This window comes from bacterium, from assembly GCA_030699905.1.
Lineage (GTDB): Bacteria > Patescibacteriota > Minisyncoccia > Phycocordibacterales.
On the sequence record JAUYKQ010000007.1, the window covers coordinates 14,028 to 37,542 of the forward strand.

25 protein-coding genes, 1 tRNA gene and 1 pseudogene are annotated in these 23,515 nt (G+C 43.5%); 2 read left to right on the top strand and 25 right to left on the bottom strand.

Annotation, left to right across the window (positions count from 1 at the left end; genetic code table 11):
- The first annotated feature begins 334 nt into the window (after positions 1 to 334).
- Positions 335 to 1,435 (top strand): 3-deoxy-7-phosphoheptulonate synthase, encoded by a 1,101-nt coding sequence (locus Q8P86_01045; protein MDP3996266.1) that lies wholly within the window; start codon positions 335 to 337, stop codon positions 1,433 to 1,435.
- 117 nt (positions 1,436 to 1,552) lie between these two features.
- On the opposite strand, the gene Q8P86_01050 is transcribed toward Q8P86_01045, so the two are convergent.
- The 10 genes from Q8P86_01050 to Q8P86_01095 all read right to left on the bottom strand — a co-directional run bounded on the left by Q8P86_01050 (position 1,553) and on the right by Q8P86_01095 (position 9,432).
- Positions 1,553 to 3,121, bottom strand: coding sequence for a hypothetical protein (locus tag Q8P86_01050; GenBank protein ID MDP3996267.1), 1,569 nt, complete (start codon positions 3,119 to 3,121; stop codon positions 1,553 to 1,555).
- 12 nt (positions 3,122 to 3,133) lie between these two features.
- Entirely contained in the window at positions 3,134 to 3,496 is a 363-nt protein-coding gene (locus tag Q8P86_01055; GenBank protein MDP3996268.1) for a hypothetical protein, read from the bottom strand.
- Between the two features lie 423 nt (positions 3,497 to 3,919).
- A tRNA-Pro gene (locus tag Q8P86_01060) sits at positions 3,920 to 3,990 on the bottom strand.
- Positions 3,991 to 4,030: 40 nt separating this feature from the next.
- Complete coding sequence (locus Q8P86_01065) at positions 4,031 to 4,360, bottom strand: hypothetical protein (protein MDP3996269.1); 330 nt, start codon at positions 4,358 to 4,360, stop codon at positions 4,031 to 4,033.
- Positions 4,361 to 4,386: 26 nt separating this feature from the next.
- Entirely contained in the window at positions 4,387 to 4,674 is a 288-nt protein-coding gene (locus Q8P86_01070; protein MDP3996270.1) for a hypothetical protein, read from the bottom strand.
- A gap of 68 nt (positions 4,675 to 4,742) precedes the next feature.
- Positions 4,743 to 5,855 (bottom strand): DNA polymerase IV, encoded by a 1,113-nt coding sequence (dinB, locus tag Q8P86_01075; GenBank protein ID MDP3996271.1) that lies wholly within the window; start codon positions 5,853 to 5,855, stop codon positions 4,743 to 4,745.
- A 32-nt stretch (positions 5,856 to 5,887) separates the two neighbouring features.
- Complete coding sequence (nhaD, locus tag Q8P86_01080; protein MDP3996272.1) at positions 5,888 to 7,153, bottom strand: sodium:proton antiporter NhaD; 1,266 nt, start codon at positions 7,151 to 7,153, stop codon at positions 5,888 to 5,890.
- Complete coding sequence (locus tag Q8P86_01085) at positions 7,150 to 7,326, bottom strand: hypothetical protein (GenBank protein ID MDP3996273.1); 177 nt, start codon at positions 7,324 to 7,326, stop codon at positions 7,150 to 7,152. The genes nhaD and Q8P86_01085 overlap by 4 nt, the downstream gene beginning before the upstream one ends.
- Positions 7,327 to 7,620: 294 nt before the next feature.
- Complete coding sequence (locus Q8P86_01090) at positions 7,621 to 8,433, bottom strand: ROK family protein (GenBank protein MDP3996274.1); 813 nt, start codon at positions 8,431 to 8,433, stop codon at positions 7,621 to 7,623.
- Positions 8,434 to 8,463: 30 nt separating this feature from the next.
- The gene (locus tag Q8P86_01095; GenBank protein MDP3996275.1) at positions 8,464 to 9,432 is read right to left on the bottom strand and encodes an SIS domain-containing protein; all 969 of its coding nucleotides are present in this window, start codon (positions 9,430 to 9,432) and stop codon (positions 8,464 to 8,466) included.
- Between the two features lie 244 nt (positions 9,433 to 9,676).
- Here Q8P86_01095 and Q8P86_01100 point away from each other — a divergent pair, with 244 nt between their 5' ends.
- On the top strand, positions 9,677 to 10,033 hold the full coding sequence (locus Q8P86_01100) for a response regulator (protein MDP3996276.1): 357 nt from the start codon (positions 9,677 to 9,679) through the stop codon (positions 10,031 to 10,033).
- A 379-nt stretch (positions 10,034 to 10,412) separates the two neighbouring features.
- On the opposite strand, the gene Q8P86_01105 is transcribed toward Q8P86_01100, so the two are convergent.
- From Q8P86_01105 to Q8P86_01175, 15 genes and pseudogenes are all read right to left on the bottom strand, one after another.
- Positions 10,413 to 11,090, bottom strand: a complete 678-nt coding sequence (locus Q8P86_01105) for a response regulator transcription factor (protein MDP3996277.1) — start codon at positions 11,088 to 11,090, stop codon at positions 10,413 to 10,415.
- Positions 11,091 to 11,384: 294 nt separating this feature from the next.
- On the bottom strand, positions 11,385 to 13,373 hold the full coding sequence (locus Q8P86_01110; GenBank protein MDP3996278.1) for a glycoside hydrolase family 15 protein: 1,989 nt from the start codon (positions 13,371 to 13,373) through the stop codon (positions 11,385 to 11,387).
- Between the two features lie 2 nt (positions 13,374 to 13,375).
- Entirely contained in the window at positions 13,376 to 13,708 is a 333-nt protein-coding gene (locus Q8P86_01115) for a hypothetical protein (protein MDP3996279.1), read from the bottom strand.
- A gap of 107 nt (positions 13,709 to 13,815) precedes the next feature.
- Entirely contained in the window at positions 13,816 to 15,012 is a 1,197-nt protein-coding gene (locus Q8P86_01120; protein ID MDP3996280.1) for a glycoside hydrolase family 57 protein, read from the bottom strand.
- Between the two features lie 45 nt (positions 15,013 to 15,057).
- Complete coding sequence (locus Q8P86_01125; protein ID MDP3996281.1) at positions 15,058 to 16,302, bottom strand: glycosyltransferase family 4 protein; 1,245 nt, start codon at positions 16,300 to 16,302, stop codon at positions 15,058 to 15,060.
- Positions 16,303 to 16,584: 282 nt separating this feature from the next.
- A complete protein-coding gene (locus tag Q8P86_01130; protein ID MDP3996282.1) occupies positions 16,585 to 16,959 on the bottom strand; it encodes a cupredoxin domain-containing protein in 375 nt (124 codons plus the stop codon).
- A 14-nt stretch (positions 16,960 to 16,973) separates the two neighbouring features.
- On the bottom strand, positions 16,974 to 17,984 hold the full coding sequence (locus Q8P86_01135; protein MDP3996283.1) for a sulfite exporter TauE/SafE family protein: 1,011 nt from the start codon (positions 17,982 to 17,984) through the stop codon (positions 16,974 to 16,976).
- 81 nt (positions 17,985 to 18,065) lie between these two features.
- Positions 18,066 to 18,446 (bottom strand): hypothetical protein, encoded by a 381-nt coding sequence (locus tag Q8P86_01140; GenBank protein ID MDP3996284.1) that lies wholly within the window; start codon positions 18,444 to 18,446, stop codon positions 18,066 to 18,068.
- Positions 18,447 to 18,535: 89 nt separating this feature from the next.
- Positions 18,536 to 19,432, bottom strand: coding sequence for a hypothetical protein (locus tag Q8P86_01145; protein ID MDP3996285.1), 897 nt, complete (start codon positions 19,430 to 19,432; stop codon positions 18,536 to 18,538).
- A gap of 45 nt (positions 19,433 to 19,477) precedes the next feature.
- Positions 19,478 to 20,257: a cytochrome c biogenesis protein CcdA gene (locus Q8P86_01150; protein MDP3996286.1), complete on the bottom strand. Its 780-nt coding sequence runs from the start codon at positions 20,255 to 20,257 to the stop codon at positions 19,478 to 19,480.
- 7 nt (positions 20,258 to 20,264) lie between these two features.
- The gene (locus Q8P86_01155) at positions 20,265 to 20,810 is read right to left on the bottom strand and encodes a DUF1573 domain-containing protein (protein ID MDP3996287.1); all 546 of its coding nucleotides are present in this window, start codon (positions 20,808 to 20,810) and stop codon (positions 20,265 to 20,267) included.
- Positions 20,811 to 21,370: 560 nt separating this feature from the next.
- Positions 21,371 to 21,499: a sporulation protein YjcZ gene (locus tag Q8P86_01160; GenBank protein ID MDP3996288.1), complete on the bottom strand. Its 129-nt coding sequence runs from the start codon at positions 21,497 to 21,499 to the stop codon at positions 21,371 to 21,373.
- 49 nt (positions 21,500 to 21,548) lie between these two features.
- On the bottom strand, positions 21,549 to 21,932 hold the full coding sequence (locus Q8P86_01165) for a DUF302 domain-containing protein (protein MDP3996289.1): 384 nt from the start codon (positions 21,930 to 21,932) through the stop codon (positions 21,549 to 21,551).
- A 167-nt stretch (positions 21,933 to 22,099) separates the two neighbouring features.
- Positions 22,100 to 22,756: pseudogene (locus tag Q8P86_01170) on the bottom strand (Bro-N domain-containing protein).
- A gap of 66 nt (positions 22,757 to 22,822) precedes the next feature.
- Positions 22,823 to 23,515, bottom strand: a 693-nt coding sequence (locus Q8P86_01175; GenBank protein MDP3996290.1) for an HAD-IC family P-type ATPase, incomplete at its 5' end; no start/stop codon positions are given.

Consider the following 23,515-nt stretch of genomic DNA (forward strand, 5'->3'; position numbering starts at 1 on the left):
AGATGGTCTAAATAATATCATATCGGTATCAATGTCAAACGACTTTTCCACAAGCATTGACCGAAAAAACGCATTGTGTATACTGTGTAGTACCGTGCAATCAATAATAAACACATATTTTTTCTTCTTTTTCTTTTTTTGGTCTGCGCTTCCAGCGCCTGTGTTTGCGATTGTTAAAAACTAATCTAACTAACGATCCCAAGAACAGGCTCTGGAAACCGGGACCTGTTTTGTTTTAGTTCTTTTACATTCCTGTGAGTAGGTTTTTCAGAAGAATTCTGCTTGGGAGAAACCCTTAGCGGAACACTTCTGAAAAGTTCAACTCAAATACCTTATGAATACGGAGTTTACTCACAACATAAACATACGCAGCATATCAAAACTGCCGTCTCCGGGCCAAATGAAAGCAAACCTCCCGTTGACGGAGAAATCATGGGATACGGTCAGCGAGGGCCGAGAAGTCATCCGCCGCATCATTGCGGGCGACGATAAGAGAATGCTGGTAATTGTAGGGCCGTGCTCAATTCACGACACACGGGAAGCGGTCAGGTACGCGGAGAAACTGGCGAAATTCAAAACTTTCCTTCAAGAAAATAATTCTCAAATGCCTCTTTTCCTGGCTATGAGAGTCAACTGCGATAAACCTCGTAGCCGCGCGCAGACAAATGGAAAGGCCTCTTGGCAAGGACTCTTCAATGACCCAAAAATGGACGGATCATACGACATGGAAAGAGGATTCAACCTTGCGAGGAATATGATGCTGCAAATCACCTCGTTAGGAATACCTATCGCGACGGAGATGCTTGAAGCGGCCAACTATCAAGTCATAGACGACTGCATCAGTTATGTATGGCTTGGAGCTCGCGACTCCGGTTCGCAAGACAAGAAAAAAATTGCGAGCGGAGCTTCAACGCCGGTCGGCTTTAAAAACGGCCTTTCCGGGTCAGTGGACTCTGCGATCCATGCCATTGAATTCGCGAGACATCCTCATGTATTCGCGGCTCCAGATGATGACGGCGTCATGTGCAGGTTCGCTACAAATGGCAACTCTCACGGACATTTGATCCATAGGGGTTTTGAAGACAAGCTGAACTACGATAGCGAAAGCATCAGAACTTCATCACGCAAGCTAAAAGAACTCGGCTTGCCGGAAAGAATTCTTGTGGACATGTCTCATGGCAACTCGCGAAAAGACCATATCAAGCAAAGGGGCGTGGCCGAATCCGTTCTTGAGCAGATTGAAAAAGGAGAGAGAGCCATCTTGGGCGTAATGTACGAAAGCTACCTTAAAGACGGGAAGCAGGAAATACCGACAAACCTGCACCGATTGAGGAAGGGAGTTTCCGTCACAGACGCATGCGATGGGTGGGAGCGAACGGAGGAAACATTGAAAATTCTCGCCCGAAGATTTTCAAAACATCTTTCAAAGAGGTGAGAAATTGCCGCGTAAGTTTAACACCGACCATTCGTGGTCGGTTTTTTTAACTGGGAGTCAAAAACGGCATTCGGCAATTCACAAAAAAGCCGCGTGGCACGCGGCTAAATTAAGGAATTACCGACCGACCACAAGTCCGCTTAACAGAATCCCGATAGAGCCAAGAAGGTGATTTATGTGCAAGGAACTTGTTTCCGCGCTTTCCTCGCGATAAGGTTCCGTTTCCACGCTTCCTTCAAACTGCTCGGTATTTACGTTCTCATAATCGGTTTGAGAATCTTGGAATTCAGAAGGAGGCGGATAAAATTCACGATAATCCGGCGCTTCTCCCTCTGGATAAACCGGAACGAACTCTTGAGTGGGCGAAATATTTCCATCCCGACTGTCATAAGGACGGGATTCGGAAGGAGGAAGAGAGCGGAAGTCATGGATCTGCCCGTCTTGAAGCGGTATTACATACTCGCGAATACATTCTTCAATTTTAATGCGAATAGTTTCCGGATCCGGACGCTCTTCGGAAGCTCCGACATCTTCCATAACACGTCTTTGACAATCGGCAATGTTTGGCGGCGGCATATTGTCGCCATTTTGCTGTATCTGTCCTCGGTCAGGCCGAAACTTTGTTTCATTTCCTTCTCTCGGCCCGCCAAATTCCTTAAAACATGCGTCCATTTCTTCGTGAATATCCCTATCCGGCGATTCTCCGTTTTTCATTTTGCGGATAACTTCCGAACCGACCTTGCTTTCAAGACAAGCCAGAACTTGCGGCGGAGTATTATCCACCATCTCTCTATTTCCCGGACCGTCAGATTGTCTGAAATGGCTGTCAAAACAAGTTCTTACCGCTTCTCCTGCTTGAGGCCCCGGCATAAATTGGCCGCTTTCCATTTTGGCAATAACATCCGAACCCAACTTTTCTTTTATGCAGGAAACCACTTCCGACGGAGCATCACTTAAAGCTTTTCTCATATGCCCCATTCCTTCTTCTACATTTTTCATTTCTTCTTCCGATAAAAGACCGTGCTCTTTAGCGAAAGCGAAACATGCTTCCCTGTTATCGGGATCATTGCAGAATCTTTCGCATTCTCGTCCGCGACAACCACCCGGGCCACGGCCCCCCGTTTTTCTAAACATTTCAAGCTCTTCTTTGCTCATTACGCCGTGCTTTTCAAAGAAAGTCACGCATTCTTCTATATTATTTCCGCTCGTGCAATACGCCTCGCATTCGCTTTTATTTCCGCACCCGCCCGGCATTTCCCCATCTCTCATAAGGCGCATGAACTTCTTCGCTTCAGCGAGCTCTTTGGTCGGCATAAGACCGTTCTCCTCGGCGAAAGAAAGGCATTCCTCCATATGACTGACATTTTCGCAATACGATTCGCACTCGCGGCGCGTCTTGCATCTCCCGGGACCCTCTTTGAAATCGGCGAATTTCTCGGCGTGACGCGCCTCTTCTTCGTTCAGCAGGCCGCTTCGGCGAGCGAAATCTATGCACTGTTTCCTGTTCGCTTCGTCTTCGCAGTAAGAATGACAGGCCTCTTTGCTGCCGCAATTGCCGAGCTCCTTTACCGGAAACGAAATGCCTGAAAGTTCATTATCGCGGGGTCCTTGAGCCGACACCGTGGCTACTCCAGATATGAATATCAGGGCGGCGGCAATTATCAAACTTATGTATTTTGAACGCATAAATATTACGGTTTACTCAAAAGGATTCTTGTAAGTGTCTTTGTAAGGATTGGTTTGAGGTATTTTTTCCTCCACGACCGATTCCGCTGTCGGTATTTTATTAGAAAGTTCCGCGCCGAAGCTTTGGTCTGAAATTTCGGCGCTCTCTTGCGTATCGGTTTGAGCCCCCTCCGCGTTTTCCGCGTCTTTACTCGGCGACCGCAACAAAAAAGCGGCTGTCGCTACTACTATTATCAAAACTACTGCCACTATAACGACAATAATATTTCTATTAGCATTGGCGGTATTCTCCATGATTAAATTGTACGCCCCTTTGCCAAAAGCAAAACCGCTTTCTGTGGATAAACATCCGCATCTTTTTCGAAATATTTCCATGGTTCAATTTCGCTATAGTTTTCATACGCTACAGGTTCGAGCTTCGTTCGGTAATTGCGACCATACGTAACACACAAAAACTCCGCGGTTGCGGAGCTTTTTGTTACGTATGGTCGGGCTGCCGGGAATTGAACGCTACTCGTTCAGTCCCCTTGTTGGATCCCGACGTCGCCGAAGCGGCTCGTCGGGATGCTCAACAAGGCTTCAATTCCGGCCGCAGGCAAAGCAGTTTGCCTGCTAACCCTCACTCGCTGACTTAGAGCCTATCCCAACAAGCACTTTCCTACTGCAACGCGCAATCTCCGCCAAAAACATGCGAAACCTTTGGCGACATATCTTGATATGCCTTCGCAGGTTTCGCATGTTTTTGTAGCGAAGCTTGCACGTCTCGCTACGGAGTACTTATTGGGATAGGCTCTTCATTCGGGCTGCCGGGAATTGAACCCGGTCTACACCCACCCCATGGGCGCGTACTACCGGTATACTACAGCCCGGCTATTTGCCCATATTACCACAAAATCGGCTTTTGAAAAATTACTTTGAAAATCTTTTTTTCAAATCGTTCCAATGCGACTTTAAATCCTTAACCGATTTTTCAAGCTCTTTATTGTCTACGTTTTTGGCCGCTTTGTATCTTTTGGAAACATTGTCAACAACCGCGTTGTATGACTCTTCGTTTAAATGCTTCAGATTTTCTATTTCTTCCAAAACTTCTCCTTTCATTTTCAAAACCCAACCACGCATTTTGGTTCTCTTGTTTTTGCCCTCCTTTGTGCCGTAAAGAAAGTAAGCGCCCAAAGCTGCCAAAGCGGCGGCCGCGCCCAAACCAAAACCTGTCATTTTTTCTTTATTTTTATTTGCCATAGTGATTATATTTTAATAACTGTTAATTACTGACTATCGCTCTCTTCTTTTTTCTTTCTTCTTGAGCTCTTTCTCACAAAGGGCTTGAAAAAGAAGGCGAGCATTTTGTTGCCCGCGTCTTTCAGAGAGCCGCGAAATGCGCGCGCTTCGGCAATAATATTATCGCTTTCTTCCCTTACCTTTTTTGAAATACCGCGGACGTCGCGAAGCACCCCTATAACGTAAAAAAGGGCCGTTACGACAAGCGCGAACACTATCAAAAATCCCACGCCACTTATGAAAAAGAAAATGTCTGCTTGTGCCAAGTTGCTCATGAATAAATTCTATCACAAGTACCCTGTATTTTAAAAGACATACACAGCCAGTTATAACTCTTCTAACTCTACATGAACTTCTCAACCCTGATTCCAACAAGGCGGATTTTTTGACGACCCGGATTTTCTCGGCGGTCTAAAAACGGACAAAACATGGCGGTCGCGTACCGCGCCAACATTCCGCCTTGAGATATTGGACTTTTGAAAGTCCGGCTTCGGGAAACGGTGGTAAAGTCGGCAAAACGAACAGTCACGACCACAGTGCGAAAACTGTCAATTCCTTCCTCGATTACCCTTTCCGCCACCTGTTTGGCCAACTTTTGAACAAACGGGATAAGCTCTTTGAATTCCAGCGAATCCACGGACAACGTCTCCTGCTCGCCCACCGACTTGGCCGGCGGTTTTTCCGTGATTATCACAGAGTCGCTCTGTCCGGTAAATTTCCGATATAAATCACTTCCCCATTTCCCGAGCAGAGAACGGATTTTTTCTTCTCCAAGTTTTCTGGCCTGAACTATTTTTGTAACTCCGCATGCCTTAAATTTCGCTTCGGCCACTGGCCCCACTCCGGGGATTTTTCTAATCGGAAGGGGATTTAGAAACTCTTCCACAAATTCCTCTTTCACAACGGTAAGCCCGTTAGGTTTTTCAAAATCAGAAGCAACTTTGGCTATGAGCTTGTTCGGTCCAATGCCGACAGAACACGTCAGTTTCTCTTTTATTTTTATCTGCCTCTTTATTTTTCCGGCAATTTCGGTGGCCTTGGCGTAAGTTCCGGCAAAAGATAAGTCAAAATAACATTCGTCCACGGAAACCTGCTCAAAAGCCGGCTTTTCTTTTTCAAACAAAGAAACGTAAAAGGGCTTTAAATGGCGTTTTACTATGTCCATGACTTTATCCGACACTTCCCCGTATTTGCTAAAACGCGGTGTTACAAAAACAACTCCCTGAAGTCCTTCTTTTTTTGCTTTTTCGGACAGTCGCCAGGCCTGACCTATGGGGGTTGCCGAAAAAATACCGTAACTCCTCGCGGCATAACTTGAAGTGGAGACCACCCCTCTGCCAGAGCCACCTTTGGGATCCGCGCCTACGACAATAGGCAGACCTTTAAGATAAGGTTTGTCGCGCTCCTCCACAGAAGCAAAAAAAGAGTCCATATCTAAATGGGCAATGATTCTCATCTGCACATCATACACCCTCTTCCACAGGGCTTCTAAATAATCATCCAATACTGCACCCCCCAAACAGCTATCGCCGCCGCAAAACTCACAAGAGCCGGAATAAATCCTATCTTAAAGTATTCCTCAAAAGAAAGCTCCTTTATCATACCCATGGCTATGACGCCAGCGGCGCTCCCGAGGGCCAAAAGCGAACCTCCCGTTCCCACGGAAATAGCGAGAAGTACCCATAAACTGACTGAGTCCACATGTAAAATATCAATGGCAATGGCGGTCAACGGAATATTATCAAGGAAAGACGATGCCATTCCAAGCACAATATTGCCTCCAATGACGTGAGAAACCGACTGACTTGACCCGTAAACAAATTCAGATACGTACTGCAACACTCCCAAAGCGCCAAGGGCTGAAACCGCCAAAAGAATTCCAATAAAAAACTGCAAGGAAGATATGTCGGTTTTTTGAAGCATGTGCTCAATAGACGCGTTTAGGTGGGTCTGTGTGCCGTTTAAGCTTTTCAAAACATCTATGACTATCCAGGTCAGTCCCACACCGAAAAGAATGCCTAACACAGGAGTAAGTCCGATAGCTTTAGCGGCAATCGGCATGAGAAAAGACAAACCGACAAGCGACACAACCAGTTTTTCGGTGGAAGTCAGTTTTTCCACTATTTCGTCAGGCACATCGTCTCCCGATTCTATCACTTTGGGCATCATCATTATGACCATGACGAAAAACAGCGCGAGCGATGGTAAGAAACCTTGCATGATAATATCTCCCGCCTCAAATTTGCCCGCAAGCCAAAGCATAATCGTAGTAACGTCCCCTATCGGAGAAAACGCGCCACCGGCATTGGCCGCAATCACTATACCCACGGCCGCCACCAACATGTTTCTTCCTTTAAAAAACTGACGCGATATCTGAATCATGACGATAGTGGCTGTCATGTTGTCTATAATCGCGGAAAGAAAAAAGGCCAGTCCCGTCAAAGCCAGAAACTGCCGCCTGTCCGAAAGTTTGTATTTGAATATTTTGCCCCTGATAACGTCAAAAACTCTATAGTGGACGAGAATTTCCACAAGAGACATCGCTGCCAGAAGAAACACAACAACGTTAAAAATATCATAGGCCACCGTAACCATCTCTTCTTTTACCAAATCAGAGTCGTGAAATCCGAGTATAATCCATAAAATCCCGCCCATAGCCAAAGCAAAAGCCGATTTACTGACTCTGACTTTTGACTCCAGAGCAATCAAAATGTAACCGCAGATAAATACAATAGAAGCAATTAAAGCGCTCATGTGTGTTTAAAAGACTTTGAATTACGAAACTCCAGATCCGCGTCTTTCTTTTCAATTTCGGCTACGGCTTTGCAAAAATTATTCAACAGATACTCTGTATATGCCTCATAATTTTTGCTTCGCCTCGCTCGAAATTGAAAAGAAATCCATCGGAAGCGAGTTTCGTAACTCAAAGTAAAAGAAGAGAAACCGAAAACCTCGGTCTTTATGGCAACAAAAAAAGCCCGAAGGGCTCTTTAAAAGCCAACTATGAAAAGTATATCATTGCTGTCTTTTTTTTCATCCCCAATACACAATACCACAAAGACCATTCTTTCCTATGGTATCAAATTTGTATCAATACCAAGTATTAGTATACCACAAATATTGATACGCCGCAATGCATACACAATTTCTATAGTTTATGAGTTTTGAAAACTTTCCGAGCGGGACGTGCCGTTTTTCGCAATTAAGGAACCGTACCGCTTTTAACGCGGGCGTAAGTACGCCAGTCCCCCGTAAAGTCCGCCGAAATCTCCGAGTTCGGCTTTTTTTATTTCCGGACATTTTGGAAAAATCTGCAGAACACGCTCTCTAGTCCTCTCCGCGACAATATCAAAAGGAATGGCCGGATTTCCCAAAATCATAGGCCCTCCCAATACCAGAACATCCGGTGAACAGTGCATTATCGTATTATAAAGCCCGACAGAAAGAACCTCCGCCGATTCTTGCCAAACTGTCGGGTCAGTAACATCTTTCGGAGATTTACCGAAACGCCTCTTGAAAGAACCGCCACCGACAAGGTACTCAAGAGTTTCGCCGTCTTTTCCTACAATCTGCTGTCCGGGTTCAAACCCCGAAACATTTTTGCTTATTTGGCCAAGAGCGACAAGTCCCCCGCCGACTCCGGTAGAGACCGTAACGTAAACAGAGGAGCCAAATCCTTTCCCCGCGCCGAAAACAGCTTCGCCGAGGCCAACCAAGTCAGCGTCATTTACAATGTCAAAGGACACGCCCACCGCCTCCTCAATCTCTTTTTTTATTTTTCGCCCTTTCCAGCCGGGCAGATTTGGCGACCAGACAAGCTCGCCTTTCTCTTTGTCATATACACCGGGAATTCCGCAAACAGCGCGAGATACTTTTCTGCCCTTTGTCGCCTTTTCGCGCATTTCAGAAATCAAAGAAATCGCTTCGTCAAATTCCGGCAGTGTTTTCTCAACAACCGGCTCTTCAAACCGCTCGTCTCCGTCCGAAAAAGCCACTCTTATCTTTGTCCCGCCGATATCAAAAAGTAAATGCATATTGTTTTGAGAGCTTTAATTGTCCGCAAATTATTCCGTGATAAGTTTTTTAAACTCCTCAACCATCGGCACTTTTTCCGCCTCGGTACCGTAAATCAGGGAAAGTTCAAAAGCCGTCCAGTCGGCGATAAGGAGCGAGCGGAATGTTTTTTCATACTTGCCGGCGCCATCTAACCACAGAGTCGTTACCGGAAGTCCCCTGTCCTCATAAAGTTTTTCGGTGACTTTCATTCTTTTTCTGACCTGCGGATGGTCGGCGCTGTCGTTTAAAAACACAAAGTGAAAATGTTTTGAAAGATTGCCGGTGTCGCCTTTGGCGTCAAAACCTGTCATTTCGTTGTGGTTAAGTTCGGGAAACATATTGCAAAAAGCCGGAATTTTAGCCGTTTCATTAAACTTTATTTTCCAATTATAAGCGATGGATTTGTGAACCAAGGAAGAATAAATGACCGGCACTTTTCCTTTCAAACTTTCCGCGATGGCGCGACCTTCGGCGCGTAGCTCATCCGGCTTCAAAATCTCTCGAAGGGCGGAAAGTTCAGAGAAACATTCGTCCAAGCGTAAAATTTTAGCCATAGCCAGTATTGAAAAACCCAAAGCCGAGCGGGGCTGTATGCCGGTATCAGGCAATTGCACATAGGGAATGCCGTTTTCTTTCGCAAAATTCAAAAGTTTACCGCCCACCGTTATACAAGCGAGCGCGTGGCCGTTTTCAAATGCCGTCTCGGCGAAACTAATCGTCTCTTCGGTATTGCCGGAATAAGAACTGGCAACATACAAATATTCTTTCATTCGGTCTTTTGCAAGAGGTGGCAACCCGTAACTCTCCCAAACCAAAATGTCCGCAAAAGGATTGCCTTCTTTCAAAATGTCGGCCGAGAGATGCGAGCCACCCATTCCGGCCACCACAAAACGGCTCTTTACCGGCAGTTTTTCCACATTTACAATTTCCGGTTGCCATCCAAACTGTTTATTAAAATCCAAAATCGCCTTTTCCATTTATCGTATGTTATATTTATATTGTAGAATATATTGTACAACAAAGGCACTGAAAAAACCACTTGCGAGTGACCCGTTCTTATGTGACGGAGGATTTGTGAATTAAGACGAGGGCAGATTTATGATCCATGTTCACACAACTTTCATAATACGCCTATAAATTGACTTTATGTGTTTTCCCGCATTTTTAAGCAAATCATGTTTTTTAATAACGTAAAAGCGTTTTTCATATTTTATAGTAGTCATGACAAAAAAAATACTGGTGATAGAAGATAACGACGATATATTGGAAGCCCTGTCCATTATTCTAAAATCGGCCAGTTATGAAGTCCACTTAAGCAAAGGAAGAGAGTCAATTTTGGGACTTATAGAAAACACTGAACCGAAACTCATAATTTTGGACGCTTTGCTTGGAGGGGTTGACGGAAGAGAAATAGCCAAAAAGATAAAAGAGGATACTCGCCTTTCCGGAATTCCCATAATCATGATATCTGCCCATCCCGAACTTGAGCAGATGGCTTTTGAATGCGGTATAGAGGACTTTATATCCAAACCATTTGATATTTCAACGCTTCTTGGAAAAGTTCGCGCCTACATTTAAATAACCGGAAAATCGTTTACGGAATTATGTTTACTCCCGATTCTCAAGGAAAAACACGTCATTGACATGACGTGTTTTTTTGTTTTAAGGAGATTGAATAACTGTTTACAATATTTCACAGACCGTACAGAGTTTTCGGTAAATGACTTTGAACTTGCTTAAAAAGCTTTTGTTATGATGTTTTATTACTTTGTTTTTTAGTGGCGCCTATAGGCGCCGAAATTTCCCATGGGAAAAAAGTTCCCGAAAGACACATCGCCCGTCTTCCGCCACCCCCAAAAAGCTTGTTGATACTTTTGTGTACATAAGAGGTTATATTTTTCAACTGACAATAACCTCATTATACGAATTGCAAATGAATAAAAGATGAAAGAAAGTTCTAATCAGACCGAATCTTGTAACCGACACCTCTTTCGGTTTGTAAGATATGATAGTTTTCGTTGTTTAGTTTTTTCCGCAGGTTTTTAACATGAACATCAACAATATTACTGAAAGAATTGAAGTCAAAGCCCCACAAATGGTCCAGAATTTGGTTTCTACTCACCACCTGGTTCGGATGACGCATCAAATATTCAAGAATCGCAAACTCTTTTACGGAAAGCTTTATCTCGCGACCTGAAAGTTTTACCACCCGAGTGGAAGTGTCAAGTTCCAGCTCGCGAACTTTCAAAACAGTCGGCAAAGAAGCTTTGGGGCGTCTCAAAACCGCTCGTATTCTTGCCACAAGCTCTTCCAAAGAAAACGGCTTTACCATATAGTCGTCCGCTCCGGCATCAAGAGCTCTAACTTTGTCGGCGGTGTCAAATTTGGCCGTGAGCATGAGAATTGGCACAGTCACGCCGCCCGCGCGAGCTTCTCTGCATATTTTTTCTATGCCTTCTTTGCCGGGAAGAATCCAGTCCAAAATAACAAGGTCGTAATCATCCCTGTAAAGCTCCACTCTGCGAAGTGCCTTTTTCGCGTCTGAAACTATATCAACCGTAAAACTTTCTTTTTCCAGGCCCTTTTTGATGGATTTTGCCAAATCTATTTCATCTTCTATAAGCAAAAGTCGCATATTGAATCACAGTTATTCTTGATTTTTAAAAACATTTGACCCACGTTTTACTGTGAATTACGAAACGCCTGCCCCCCACTCGGAAAGCTCCCAAAAAAGTGACCGCTCCAAGGGCGCTTGCCTAGGGCTTCCGTCACTTTTTTGTGACTTTCCTCGTGGGGGGGCGCCTGCTGCATTTCGTAATTCAAGAACGTTTTAGTGTTAATGAAGTAAACATCTTTATGATGAAGATTTCATGAAAAGTCAGCAAATGACCGTATGTGTTGGGGACTATCGCGCAAAACCTATTATGGGTCATTTAACGGGATTGCATTCTCCGCATAATCCAAATTCGGCCAGTTTATCAAGATAGTCAAAAACAGTGAGAACAAAAGCGGCATGGCTCCAGACAAGAGGGGAAGCTGATATATGTTCTCCGGTATTCGGGTTCAACTGCTCCGGCAGAACTCCGGACTCTAAGGCCCACGATGATATTTTTTCAATTATGTCTTTAGCCGGTGCTAAATCTTCAGGTTTTTTGGATGAAAAGATATGATACGACGCCTCCCAAAGAGAGGTTATGACCCAGACATTGCCCGGGAGGTTGTCGTCTTTCCTATGATAAGCATCGTTTTCATTTCTGGCTATGCCGGAAATAGCGGTCTTTAATTTAAGTTTTTCCAAAAATACCTTAAAAGAACTGACGACTCTTTCATCATCGGCCGGTAGAATACCGAAAAAGAAAATTCCGTAGAAGCTTGAAAAATCGGCGGTTTTGTCTATTGCCATTTTACCGTCAGTATCCCAATATACCGACTTGTAAAAATAGCCGAGCTCTTGGCTGTATAAGTTTTTCAGTATAGCGTCTTTTATTTCTTCAGCCACGGAAAGAAACTTGTTTTCGGAGTCGTCTTTGCCTAAAATTCCGGCAAAATCAGCCGCCGCTTTTAGCGCTCCGTAAACGGCGCAATTGGTAAAAGTATGGCTTCCGAATTTTTCCTCCCATAGGTCGTAGCTTGACTTCACAAGTCCGCTGTCTTTTTCCCTGAAATCTGCCAAGAAATTTCCGGCTTTTTTTATGAAAGAATTGTAAATTTCTTCTATGAATTCTATGTCTCTGGAGTAGTGGTAATGTTTATGAAGGGCCAAAATGGCAAGAGCGGTTTCATCTTCCTGTATGGGAAGAACCGGCTTGCCGTCCCTGACCCACGCTTCCCATGAACTGCCAAGGGACTTATCCGGCCTATACTTATGCATTAAATATCCTTCTTCGCTTAAAACATCGTTGGTAAATTCAAAAAACTTTTTTGTGAGGGCCGAGTCGCCGGCTCTATCAAGAGCCATAGCGGCGAAAGAAGCGTCTCTGTGCCACACGTATCCGTATGTATCTTTGCCTCCCTGCTTCATGTCAGTATCGCCGGAAGCGATAATAGCCCCGCCTTTGTCAAAATGAGCCCGTATCAAAAGGAGCGATTTGAAGAAAAGAGAAGAAACCTTTTCGGGCAAATCGTAAAAGTCAAAAGGGTATTTGCCCGTCCATGCTCTCCAATAGTCCCCCGTGCTTTTTAAAAGATACTCAACTCCTTTTTCTTTTACATAATCGTTTAGAGCGCGGGCAAGAGTCATCGTCTCCGCCACGGCAACCCAATAAAAAACTTTTCGGGAAGTTTTGGCGGCGATGGTAAGAGAAAGGCCCAGAGCGGAATCGGTAGGACCGTGCTCTATGGGATTTTTAGAAAGTTTACCTTCATCAGCGTCTTTAAAAGTGCCTTCTTTTCCTTCTATGCCGAAAGTTCCGGTACTCCAATCGTCAAAAACAGCGCCTTCTTCCGTGACGGCATTTATGAGAAAAATTCTTCTGCCGTTATAATGCAAAAGAATATTTTCTTTCGGTTCAAAATAGGCGGTGTCCCCCCTATGAGCTTCGTACATTTCAAATTCATGTCCCAAGAAAAGCTTTACTTGTTTCTCATAATCGTCGTCGTTTGTAATTTCAAACTCTCTCAAAAATATGTTCTTCTCATTGTAGACGGCATCTGAAATTTTAATGCTTATTCCAAGCGAACTGTTTTTCAATCGGCTTTTTCCGATAAGAGCTTTATCGTCGCAAAATACGGAAATAGACCATGTACCGTCGTCCGACCAGCTTATTTTATCTCCGACAAATATTCCCACTCGGTGGCAGAGTCCCCCGCCGACATGGTTTTCAAGACCAACAAAGGGAAAATAGAAGTCGCGAACGCGCGCGAATTCATCCAAACAAACTAAGATAGAGCCGTTTCCGAGGGCTAACGATCGCGCCATTTTTATATCTTATAACTTTTAATAATTTTCGCCAGACGTTTCTTGGCATCGGAAAAATCTTTGGCTCCGCGGAGCGACTTGGCCGCGCTCTCATCCATCAAAACACACGATATCCAGTTGGCAAAATCATTGTTGTCTTTTTTTACGTGATGGCCGTAAAAACTCTGGTCCAGATTTTTGAAAGCGTCTTCCAAATCCTTTAAACTGCAAAGAACCGCTCCGCCGAAAAGCCAGAAACGTTCCCCGCCGGAGACGATTTTCATTTCTTTTTTACCTCCTTTGGACGACTGCGTTTTTTTGACCGACCCTACACCGCGAGAAATTTTTGTTTTCATTTTTTTGTTCCCAGAGCGACCTGATAACGATATCGCCATGGAAATTGTTAAAGGTCTCCGGCCAAAGAACCAAACGATTATTCGGCCGGAAACCGGTTAGTCAACTTTTAATTCTTGTTTAATCTTAATTGTACATCGTGAACGACGTTCATAAAAGTCACAAAGGCCTCATAAGGTGAACCGTACGGGCTGAAATATTTGTGAACATCTCCGTCATTCCACCATTTGGTGCACATATAATAGAAATGATCCGATGTCTGAAGCCGTCTCCAGTCATCCAAAAGCACTTGGTCTCCCTTGGCTAAAACGTCTCTTTCCATCCCATAAAGGTTGGCAATGGCGTCTTTTTGCATCGGATTATGAAGCCATGCCGACAGGTCTCTTTCAATATCCGCCCACGACACAAACTGATGCATATCAAGAGGCGCTTCGGGAGGATATCTTTCCAAAACCTCCGATACTGTTACAAAATCATTATCCGGGTCCCTATAGACCTCCGTCGGCAATGATTTTAAAAATTCAAATATGCCCGTATCTTGCCACTGATGTTCGCCGAATGTCTCGTAGTCCATAAACAGATTTACGACCTTACCTCCTCCGTTTACGGCGCTTATCCATCTTCCGAATTTATCGGCTGTCAAAGGAAATTCAGACCAATCTCTTGAAGAAAAACGGAAAGCTATGTCATCGGAAAGCCGGTAATTTTTCAAAAGAAGGCCTATGTTTTTGGAATGCGGAGGATGATAAACGAAATTCGGACTTCGCCAACCTAAAACGTAATCCGCCCCTTCGGCAAGAATTCCCTTATAGCCCATTTTCTCCGCATAGGCCCCGAGCTCGTTATTATATATAAGTTCGGTATTTCTGAAAACCGTCGGAGAAAATCCGAAAAGCTCTTTTAAGATCCTCTTATGTTTCAGCACTTGCCTTTCAAATTCTTCCTTGGAATACAGAAAGGCCAAAGAGTGATAATAGGTCTCCGATAGAAGCTCCACCTTGCCAGTATCAACCAAACGTTTAAATGACTCTATGACTTCCGGACAGTATTCCAAGGCCTGCTCCAAAAATATTCCGGAAATTGAGTAGCTTATCTTAAAGTCCTCATGTTTCTTTAAAAGCTCAAGCATCAGAGCGTTGGTCGGCAGGTAGCATTTGTTCGCCACCTTGTTAAATACTTTTCTGTTATTCAAGTTGGTCTCCGAAGAATCATTGAAATAATCGCCTCCCGAGCCAATATCATAGACACGGAATTTCTTGATTCTTTTTGGCTGATGCACTTGAAAATAAAGGCAAACTGATGGCATAAATTTTTAACAATGTTAAAAGCCGAGAGACACCGAAAGACGGTTTTACCCTTTTGTGAAAAAGCTTATAAGTTTTCTGTACACCTGAACGCATTTTTCGGCCGCTCTCTTCCAAGTGCTTTTTGAAACATCCTCCGCTGTTTTTTTTGTTACTGTCTTAGCCAGTGTTGGATTTTTCAAAATTGATACTATTTGACCGGCCATTTTATCCACATCCCAAAAATCAACGCTAAAAGCGTTTTTCAAGACCTCGGTTACGCCGGACTGTTTTGAGACAATGACCGGCACCCCTCTTTTGGCCGCTTCCAAGGCCGTAAGCCCGAACGGTTCTGACACGGATGGCATTACAAAAACATCGGCATTTCTGTAAGCGTATTCAAGTTCTTCCCCCCTTAAAAAACCGGCAAACAAAATGTGCGATGAAAGACGGCCATAAGCCGCCTGTCTCATAATCTGCTCTTCCATATCCCCGCTACCGACAATTAAAAATCGCACATTGGGGTAAAGTTCCGAGACCTTCCCGGCCACTCTGACAAAATAATCCGGCCCTTTTTGCAAAGTTATCCTTCCGACAAAAAGAACCAGCTTAATGGAGGCCTTTTTCAGGGTCTCAAAAAAACGAGTCGTCTCTTTTTCTCCAGAAAAATCTCGGAGCTCCTCAACTCCGTTATGAACCACTTCTATTTTCGCTGGGTCTATTCCGTACTTTTCCACTATGATATTTTTGGTGTAAGAGCTTACCGCTATTATTTTATCCGCCACGATCATGCCGGTCTTCTCCATTTCATAGATGTCTCGGTTTAAGGCGCCACCCGTCCTGTCAAATTCGGTAGCGTGTACATGGATTATGAGCGGTTTACCCGATACCTCTTTTGCCTTCATACCGGCAGAAAATGAAAGCCAATCATGAGCGTGAATGACATCATGGTCAGTGCTTTTGGCAATTTCTCTAGCCGCTTCTCCGTAACGTTTAACTTCTTCCAAAAGAGTGTCCCCGTAGACGCCACAGTGTTCCTCGGAGCGTAGAAAACTGTAACCGGAAGAGTCAATGTAGGGTTTAAGCAGACAATTGACTCTTCGGACGGCAAAAGAACCTATTACATCTTCGGCAAAAATAATTCGCTCCGAATAACCGGAAATCGGCATTTTTTTAGGTAAAACGAAAATGACCTCAACCCCTTCAAAAAAAAGCGCCTTGGAAAGTCCCAGGCAAGCAACCCCAAGCCCTCCACTGTTATGAGGCGGAAATTCCCAACCGAACATTAGGACTTTAATCTTTTCTTGATTCAAAAAATGCTCGCTGTTTCTCAATGGAAATCGGCGCCGACTTAAACGTCAAAATTCCATCTGCAAATTCGGTCAACCACTGCGAGTCCCTTTGGTATGAAATATTATACCGCAATGCCAAATTAAACGCTACAAAATGGTGGCAAACGTTCATTCCACCCTAAAAAATGAATTAGGATTTAGGAGATATGAATGAAGTACAATTCTCCCCCCCCTCCTCTTTGAGGAGGAGGGGGGATTTGCTTAACTTCCAAAAATTTAAGCAAATTAGGCCCCAATTAAAAGCTATTTAAAATTGACGGTGAAGTTATACATTCCCATACTACATACTCCTTCTAATGGTTCTCCCGCTTTGGGTATGCCTATATCAATTTCTGTTTCTCCCGTTTGCGGTAAAATTTGCTGAAATCCAATAGAACGAATCATTAGGGCGGAAGAGCAATCAAAGGAGCCGTTTGTTTTCATGATGAGTTTTGTCGGGATGCCACTTTGCGCCTCTGTCACTCGCGGAGAATATCCGCCTGAAGCCAAGATGGTTATATATTGGATACCGTCTCGTATCTCAACGCTCTGCTTTGATTCTTTTTCTCCACCCGTAAAAATAATGCCGATAGCGATGATGAGAGCAAGCGTGATAATTATATAAACTGTTTTTTGCATGGCTAAAATTTCATTTAAATATTGAATAATGGGTTGATAATGCCGAGACCCGCGAGCCCCGACAACAGCGCGAATATTCCGAGACCTGTAACCACAACTCCGGCGGACTTAAAGAAAAGAGGCGCGTGCTTCCCGCGCGCGAAAGAAGCCGAGCCGAAGGACAGAAAGGCAAGCATTGGCAGAGTGCCAAGCGCGAAAGCGAACATAATCAAAAACCCTGATGTGAATGACCCGCTCGCAACTGCCGCGATTTGCATTGATTGAGTGAATCCGCATGGCAAGAAAAATGTGGCGAAGCCGATGATGAGTGGTGTGAGCGTCTTGTGTTCTATTTTTCTAAAAAAGTTAAAAATGCCGGAGGGTAGAGTGAAATGGTTTTTTGAAAATACTCCCGTTAAATTTAGTCCGAAGAGCAGCATTATAATTGCCGCAATAATTCCCAATATTGCCGTAAAGGTGAAATTGACGCCAAAAGCGCTACCGATGAGCCCAAGAATTCCGCCCAAGATGGCAAAGCTCGCCAATCTTCCCGCGTGAAAAAGCAGAAAAGTTTTTGTATCGCTCACATTATCTTGCGATATTTTTGCCGAAAGTGAAAGCACCAGTCCGCCCACTATCGCAAGACAGCTTGAAACCGAAGCGATAAGCCCGATAAAAAAACCGGTTGCGGGTGTGATTTTACCTCCGATGCCAAAATTCAAAATTCCTGATTTTTGCAACATGAAAAATAAAACCAAAAAGGCAAGCCCTATAGGTAATGCTTTCCAAATGATGTCATTTGATTTATTTTCTTGAATGACCTCTGTTACGGAAAGAGCATAGCCGTGCGATTTTATTTTATCTGTTAAGAAACTAACTATTTCTTCAGGACTTTTTTCGCTATTCGTTTCTATTTGGATGGTCTCTCTCTTTAGGTCAACTTTGGCATTTTTCACAAACTCCTGCTCCTTCAAAATATCTTCAATCAATATTTTGCAAGAGGCGCAATGAGTGCCGTAAACATGGAATGTGTATGTTTTTGACATTGAACATACAATTTATCACGAAAAACCGCCATTTACAAATTAGGATACGGCATAAGATAATTCTCGCGCTTCATTTCCATACTACTTGAACCATTCTCTAAACGAACGAGGCCAGCCGATCAAAAGAAGCAATGCAAGCGGCGCGCCCCAGTTTGCCCATCGTTCAACGAAATCCCAGACAGGCATGCCGACAATCGGACGCAGAAGCGCTGTCCAAAAAGCCCAGAACACCATCCATAAAAGCGCGACGCGAATCGGTTTAATTAAAACGAGAATTGCTAACGCAATGTCCATGATTCCCAGGATAAAAAGAAGCTCTGTGGCTGTCCCCGGATCAGAGATGCCGAATTTTGCAAACCATAGAACCCAATCTTGTTTGCCTTGCAAAGCAAAGACGCCATGGCCGATAAACTCTCCGGCAACCGATATTCGCAAGACCCATTCAATAAGTTTTGTGTTCATAATGTTTTTAGGTAATTTAGATTAGTTACTATACCGACCTTTACTACCAATACTCTAACCTTTATATGTCCTTAAAGGTTGTGGATAAACTAAATCCCGCACCCGCCCTGCCGTATCTGCGGCGCGGGAGCTGTTTCATTAGAATCCACGCCGCAACCGCTTCCACCCTTCTGTTGCCCCGACTGTGGAACTTCTGCGGCAATTTTTGCAAAGCCCGAACCGCTTGAATATTCCGCGCCAAGAAGCATTTGTGGAGTTACGGTTTTTGAATCAATGCCTTTTATTTTAAGATATTGACCAATCGTCTGATATTGTTCCGGAAACCAGTTCATATTTGCCGTTATGGCCGCATTCCACATTTCTTCTTCTGTCGCTCCTTGTGATGCCATATATTCAAGAAGTCCGAGCATGGCCATGCCGTGATTGCAGTCCGGGAAATGTGTTGAGTTGTTGCAACATGGTCTGTAAATTCCTTTTGCAATTTTCTCCACAAGTGACTGCTGATCTCTCGTAAGAGTGGCCAGAGCATGTTTGTTGTAGTGATCCATTACCGATCCGGTCGTCACCGTCCACCCTCCAACTGATGCCATGTTTGAGGGACCGCCATATCTTGCGTCCATAATAGGACCATCCTCTAAAATCGGATTCTCATTTGCCAATCCGAAGGCCCAGAGCAGGTTAAGTTCTGTAACTTGAGACAACTTGACAGAGTCAATTGTGCCATTGGCGGTAAGAGTTGCAAGTATCTTTTTTTCAGCTTCCAAAGGTAGTATTCGTCCGCCATCAACTATTGTCGCCGGAATATTTTGGCTGGTTGAACTTTTCGCAGTTTGCTCCTGCGACAAGCGGTCCCCACCGTTATAGACCATAGCTCCCGCGACCACGACTCCAGCGATGACAATAGCTACTGGTATTGCGTACGGGCTATCTTTCGCGGATATTTCGCTTTCAAAGTTTTCACTTTCCGTCCCATTAGAAGTTTTCATAATTAATTTCAATATTTAATAGCTGTTAATTTTCTACCCATAGGTTTAGATGAAGAAAATCAATATGCCGATAATAATCATGGCAATCCCCGCCCAGAGTCTGACCCCTCTTATATTTTCCCGCTTCCAAGTTTGCACCTTTTCAACCATCTCTTTCTTTGCGGATAGAAGAAGCACAACCATAAGCGGAGCAATAAGAATCAGATTATATAGAACTAAATAACCAAAACCTGATAAATACGTGACTTGGTCGCGCAGGAGTCCTATAACCATTAGATACGGTCCGCCCATGCATGGGAATTGGCAGATACCGACAAGCAATCCAAGTCCGAATACCGCGGGGAACGAAGCCCTATCCATTAATTTGCCCATAGTTCCATGAACAACTCCCGGAATTTTTAGCTTGATTGGAAATTTGGGGAAAAAACGATTTAGTAGATTGATTACTCCAAAAGCAATGAGAAGTGTGGCGCCCAATTTACCCATAAAGTGCGGAGTGTTGAACAAGTGGAGTACCTTCAAAATTCCCAAGCCAATCAAGAAGTATGCCGTGAAGATTCCCGCGATATATGTGCCACCCAATTGAAGAATTTTTGCCCGAGTCATTTGTATTCCAAAGAGGAACGCAATTGTGATAAGAAGAATGGAGAATGAGCAGGGATGCACACTGTCTAATATCGCGGATACCAAGAGAAGCGGTAGAAGCCATGTTCCCTCCCGGCTTATATTCCAAATTATCTCCGAAGTTGCCGGACTGTTTTTAAGAATGGTTATGCCAATTATGGCGACAAGCGAAATACCGATGAGTATAATTATTTTTTTCATGGACTTATTATGGAGTTACGTTTACCTTGAATTTCAACTCTATGACATTTTTATTTTCGTCTTCCAAAAAAACAGAACGTTCAATACGGCCGACTCCCGCCGGACCATGAGCATTCGGATCAAACACAACTTCAATATCAAGCGTCCCGCCTGCTTTTACGATGGCCTTGGCCTTGGGCACTGCCCCGCCGTGGCCCGGCATGCCAAATGGCCTGCCTCTTTCTCCGTCTTCATTCAAGATATAAGCAGTAGTGCACATACAAGAAGTTGTCACACTCGGCACTTTTATATCTTCCGATGAATTGTTGGTTACTTTGAATATTTTGCTGACATTTCCATTCTTCATAGAGATCGTGCCGAAATCATAAAACTCCTCTATGGCGGCTAAAGCATTGCTTGTGTTAGCCAAATGGTACTTTTGAGACCCTTCTGCGCTCAACCCCTTGTTGTCCGCCGACTTGCTCCACCACGCCAAACCGGCCACGCCGACAACGATTATTGCGATTGAGATAATTGTTTGTTTGGTCACCCCGTTAGAAATTTTCGTAGTCATATTGTTTTTTACCTTATTTGCCCCGATAGTTTAATTTAATAAATTTCTAACGGGGCTCGTAAGATTTTAGATGTTTAGAATAGAAAAAAATCCCTTGCTGGGGATTTAAAAGGCACGGCTAAAAATTTTACGACAAAATTAAAAGCTATGCCTTACATATGAAAGAGATGGGCTGTTTTCAAAAAGCGATAGCCATTTAATTATTTTTTGTTGATGGGAATATAATTTTTTATTATTTAAATAATGCTTCCACTTGTAAAGATGTTTTTCTTGATCTAAAAACTTTGGACTATAAATATAAAAAACTGCAAGCAAAAGAATTGAGAAGATAAACAACAGGGGCAAAATGGCATTGGAAAATTGCTGCCAGTTATTGATATGCCCTAAGGAGCTCTCGCATATTGAAAAACCGTTCTCCGCGTAGAGGCAATTTACCATCGGTGTTTCCGCTGAATGTTCAACATGAAAAATCGAGAGCAAGCCGAACACGCCTATGTTTATATATAAAAGCAAGACAAAACAGGCAAGAAAAATTTTCACGGTGCGCGATTTCATTTCCACTATTTATTAATTTGTTTGTAAAGCCAGATGCCGAGCAGAACAAGGTCTATTATCACTATCGTCATAATAATGATACCGAACCCTCCGCCCATCATCCCGCTATACCCTCCATATCCAAATCCCATCATATAGTTATTATAGCATATTTTAATAATTGCGACCTGTTACCATTTTACTCTATTTTGTGTTGTTGATAATATTTTGAATAATTTGATCAATTTCTTTTAACTTCTCTCCGAAATCAACTTGTGGAAAAAATCGCGATAAAACAATCGGACGCATACCGGAAATGAAAGTTTGTCCGTCTTTGTTATACACATTTATCTTGCAGGGTATACAAAGTCCGATTTTAATATCCATATTTAAAAATTCATTGGCGAATTTTGCGTTACAAAATTCAATTATTTTAAACGGCTCTCTGTTAAACCCTTTTTCGCCCAGAGTTTCCTGCACATTATGAACATACAAGACCCGCATCCCAGCTTTGGCGATTTCCTCTTGCGCGTCTTGAACCGCTTTATCAAAATCCTTTGTTGTAATTATAGTGTAATCAAATTCCATATATTTATTTCATTAATTTTAGGACTTACGCAATTTATTTCTTTTCTTATTCCCCCTTTCCTAAAGGGGGTATCCGAGTCATCGAGGACGGGGGATTTAAGACACAAAACCCCTCGGCTCATCGGAATGAGCCCCTCCCTTTACGAAAGGGAGAATTCAGAAAAGTGCGTAGAGAGTTCGGCAAGCGCGGTAAAAATTAATTCTGCTTCACTCATGTGGTCTCGTAAATTATGCGTTTTTAATCCCTTTTTATTTTTATGATCTCGAACAGACAAATCGCTCCATTCTTGGTGAATAATATTTGTAAGTATGGCGAACTCTTCTCCTTTTTTCACATCATGCTCGCTCCAATAATCCGTCAATTTATTTCTGGTTTCTTGACCCATCATTCTCTGTTGTATCCATTTTGGGCTTCTGCCATGTTTTTGCCAATTTTCTCTCGCTCTATTAACTGATTTTTCTGGATCAGTTATTTCTTGCATTCGCTCGTATCCAACCTTAGCAAGCCATTTTTTGAAAGGTTCTGCCTTGGTAGATGGGATAGATTGAATAATACGGAAAACAGATTCAATATTAGCGCAATCTGTATCATACTTTTTGCCATCTGTTGATTCTAATTTCAGTTGCCGACAAAGTGTAGACAACTCAACTCCATCATCACTTTTTACCCTTATTTTCATTGCATACCAATAATCTCTTGGTTTGGTACTATCTGTAAGCGCCGCAATGATATCTACAACAGAAAAATACCACATTTCCTTTTTTTCATCGAAATACCGCCTAATCTTGAAATTTTCAAAAATTGTTAGTTGATTTTTCTTCATGGTTCAATTTTATTCGCCATGACCCTGAGTTTTTTGTCGAAGGGTCATAAATTTCTTTTGCTTTAACTACAATTTCTTGCCTTTTATTCTCAAAGAATTCCCGACGACTGATACGCTAGACATCGCCATAGCAAATCCGGCAAACACGGGCGACAAGAGCCAGCCGAAAATCGGATAAAAAATCCCGGAGGCGAGCGGTATGCCCACTATATTATATATAAATGCCCAGAAAAGATTTTGCTTGATTCCGCGCATGGTTATTTTTGACAACTTTATCGCTTTTACAAGTTTGGAAATATCTCCGTGCAGCAGTGTAATTCCCGCCGACTCAATTGCCACATCCGTACCCGTGCCCATAGCTATTCCCACATCCGCCTGAGCGAGTGCAGGAGCGTCATTCACGCCGTCCCCCGCCATTGCCACTATTCTGCCTTGCGCCTGCAACTCCTTTATTTTTTCCAACTTATCCTGTGGCATTACATGAGCCACGACATCATCAATACCGACAAGAGAAGCCATGTGCTTCGCCGCCTTTTGGTCGTCCCCCGTGAGCATTATCACTTTAATTCCAAGTTTGTGGAGGCCGGCAACGGCCTCTTTTGATTCTGCCTTTATTTCATCAGCGACCATCACAAAGCCCAGCGCTTTTTCGGCAGTTGCAATAATTACCGGCGTCTTGCCCTGTGTCGTATATTTTTCAAAAGAAGAACTATCAAAATTAATTTTTAATTCTTGAATGAGTTTCGCGTTTCCGACAAA

Bases quoted from the DNA above. Each gene is read 5' to 3' on its own strand.
- Q8P86_01045 (MDP3996266.1), top strand. From the start codon at position 335: ATGAATACGGAGTTTACTCACAACATAAACATACGCAGCATATCAAAA.
- Q8P86_01050 (MDP3996267.1), bottom strand. From the start codon at position 3,121: ATGCGTTCAAAATACATAAGTTTGATAATTGCCGCCGCCCTGATATTC.
- Q8P86_01055 (MDP3996268.1), bottom strand. From the start codon at position 3,496: ATGGAAATATTTCGAAAAAGATGCGGATGTTTATCCACAGAAAGCGGT.
- Q8P86_01065 (MDP3996269.1), bottom strand. From the start codon at position 4,360: ATGGCAAATAAAAATAAAGAAAAAATGACAGGTTTTGGTTTGGGCGCG.
- Q8P86_01070 (MDP3996270.1), bottom strand. From the start codon at position 4,674: ATGAGCAACTTGGCACAAGCAGACATTTTCTTTTTCATAAGTGGCGTG.
- dinB (MDP3996271.1), bottom strand. From the start codon at position 5,855: ATGAGAATCATTGCCCATTTAGATATGGACTCTTTTTTTGCTTCTGTG.
- nhaD (MDP3996272.1), bottom strand. From the start codon at position 7,153: ATGAGCGCTTTAATTGCTTCTATTGTATTTATCTGCGGTTACATTTTG.
- Q8P86_01090 (MDP3996274.1), bottom strand. From the start codon at position 8,433: ATGCATTTACTTTTTGATATCGGCGGGACAAAGATAAGAGTGGCTTTT.
- Q8P86_01095 (MDP3996275.1), bottom strand. From the start codon at position 9,432: ATGGAAAAGGCGATTTTGGATTTTAATAAACAGTTTGGATGGCAACCG.
- Q8P86_01100 (MDP3996276.1), top strand. From the start codon at position 9,677: ATGACAAAAAAAATACTGGTGATAGAAGATAACGACGATATATTGGAA.
- Q8P86_01105 (MDP3996277.1), bottom strand. From the start codon at position 11,090: ATGCGACTTTTGCTTATAGAAGATGAAATAGATTTGGCAAAATCCATC.
- Q8P86_01110 (MDP3996278.1), bottom strand. From the start codon at position 13,373: ATGGCGCGATCGTTAGCCCTCGGAAACGGCTCTATCTTAGTTTGTTTG.
- Q8P86_01115 (MDP3996279.1), bottom strand. From the start codon at position 13,708: ATGAAAACAAAAATTTCTCGCGGTGTAGGGTCGGTCAAAAAAACGCAG.
- Q8P86_01120 (MDP3996280.1), bottom strand. From the start codon at position 15,012: ATGCCATCAGTTTGCCTTTATTTTCAAGTGCATCAGCCAAAAAGAATC.
- Q8P86_01130 (MDP3996282.1), bottom strand. From the start codon at position 16,959: ATGCAAAAAACAGTTTATATAATTATCACGCTTGCTCTCATCATCGCT.
- Q8P86_01135 (MDP3996283.1), bottom strand. From the start codon at position 17,984: ATGTCAAAAACATACACATTCCATGTTTACGGCACTCATTGCGCCTCT.
- Q8P86_01140 (MDP3996284.1), bottom strand. From the start codon at position 18,446: ATGAACACAAAACTTATTGAATGGGTCTTGCGAATATCGGTTGCCGGA.
- Q8P86_01145 (MDP3996285.1), bottom strand. From the start codon at position 19,432: ATGAAAACTTCTAATGGGACGGAAAGTGAAAACTTTGAAAGCGAAATA.
- Q8P86_01150 (MDP3996286.1), bottom strand. From the start codon at position 20,257: ATGAAAAAAATAATTATACTCATCGGTATTTCGCTTGTCGCCATAATT.
- Q8P86_01155 (MDP3996287.1), bottom strand. From the start codon at position 20,810: ATGACTACGAAAATTTCTAACGGGGTGACCAAACAAACAATTATCTCA.
- Q8P86_01160 (MDP3996288.1), bottom strand. From the start codon at position 21,499: ATGATGGGATTTGGATATGGAGGGTATAGCGGGATGATGGGCGGAGGG.
- Q8P86_01165 (MDP3996289.1), bottom strand. From the start codon at position 21,932: ATGGAATTTGATTACACTATAATTACAACAAAGGATTTTGATAAAGCG.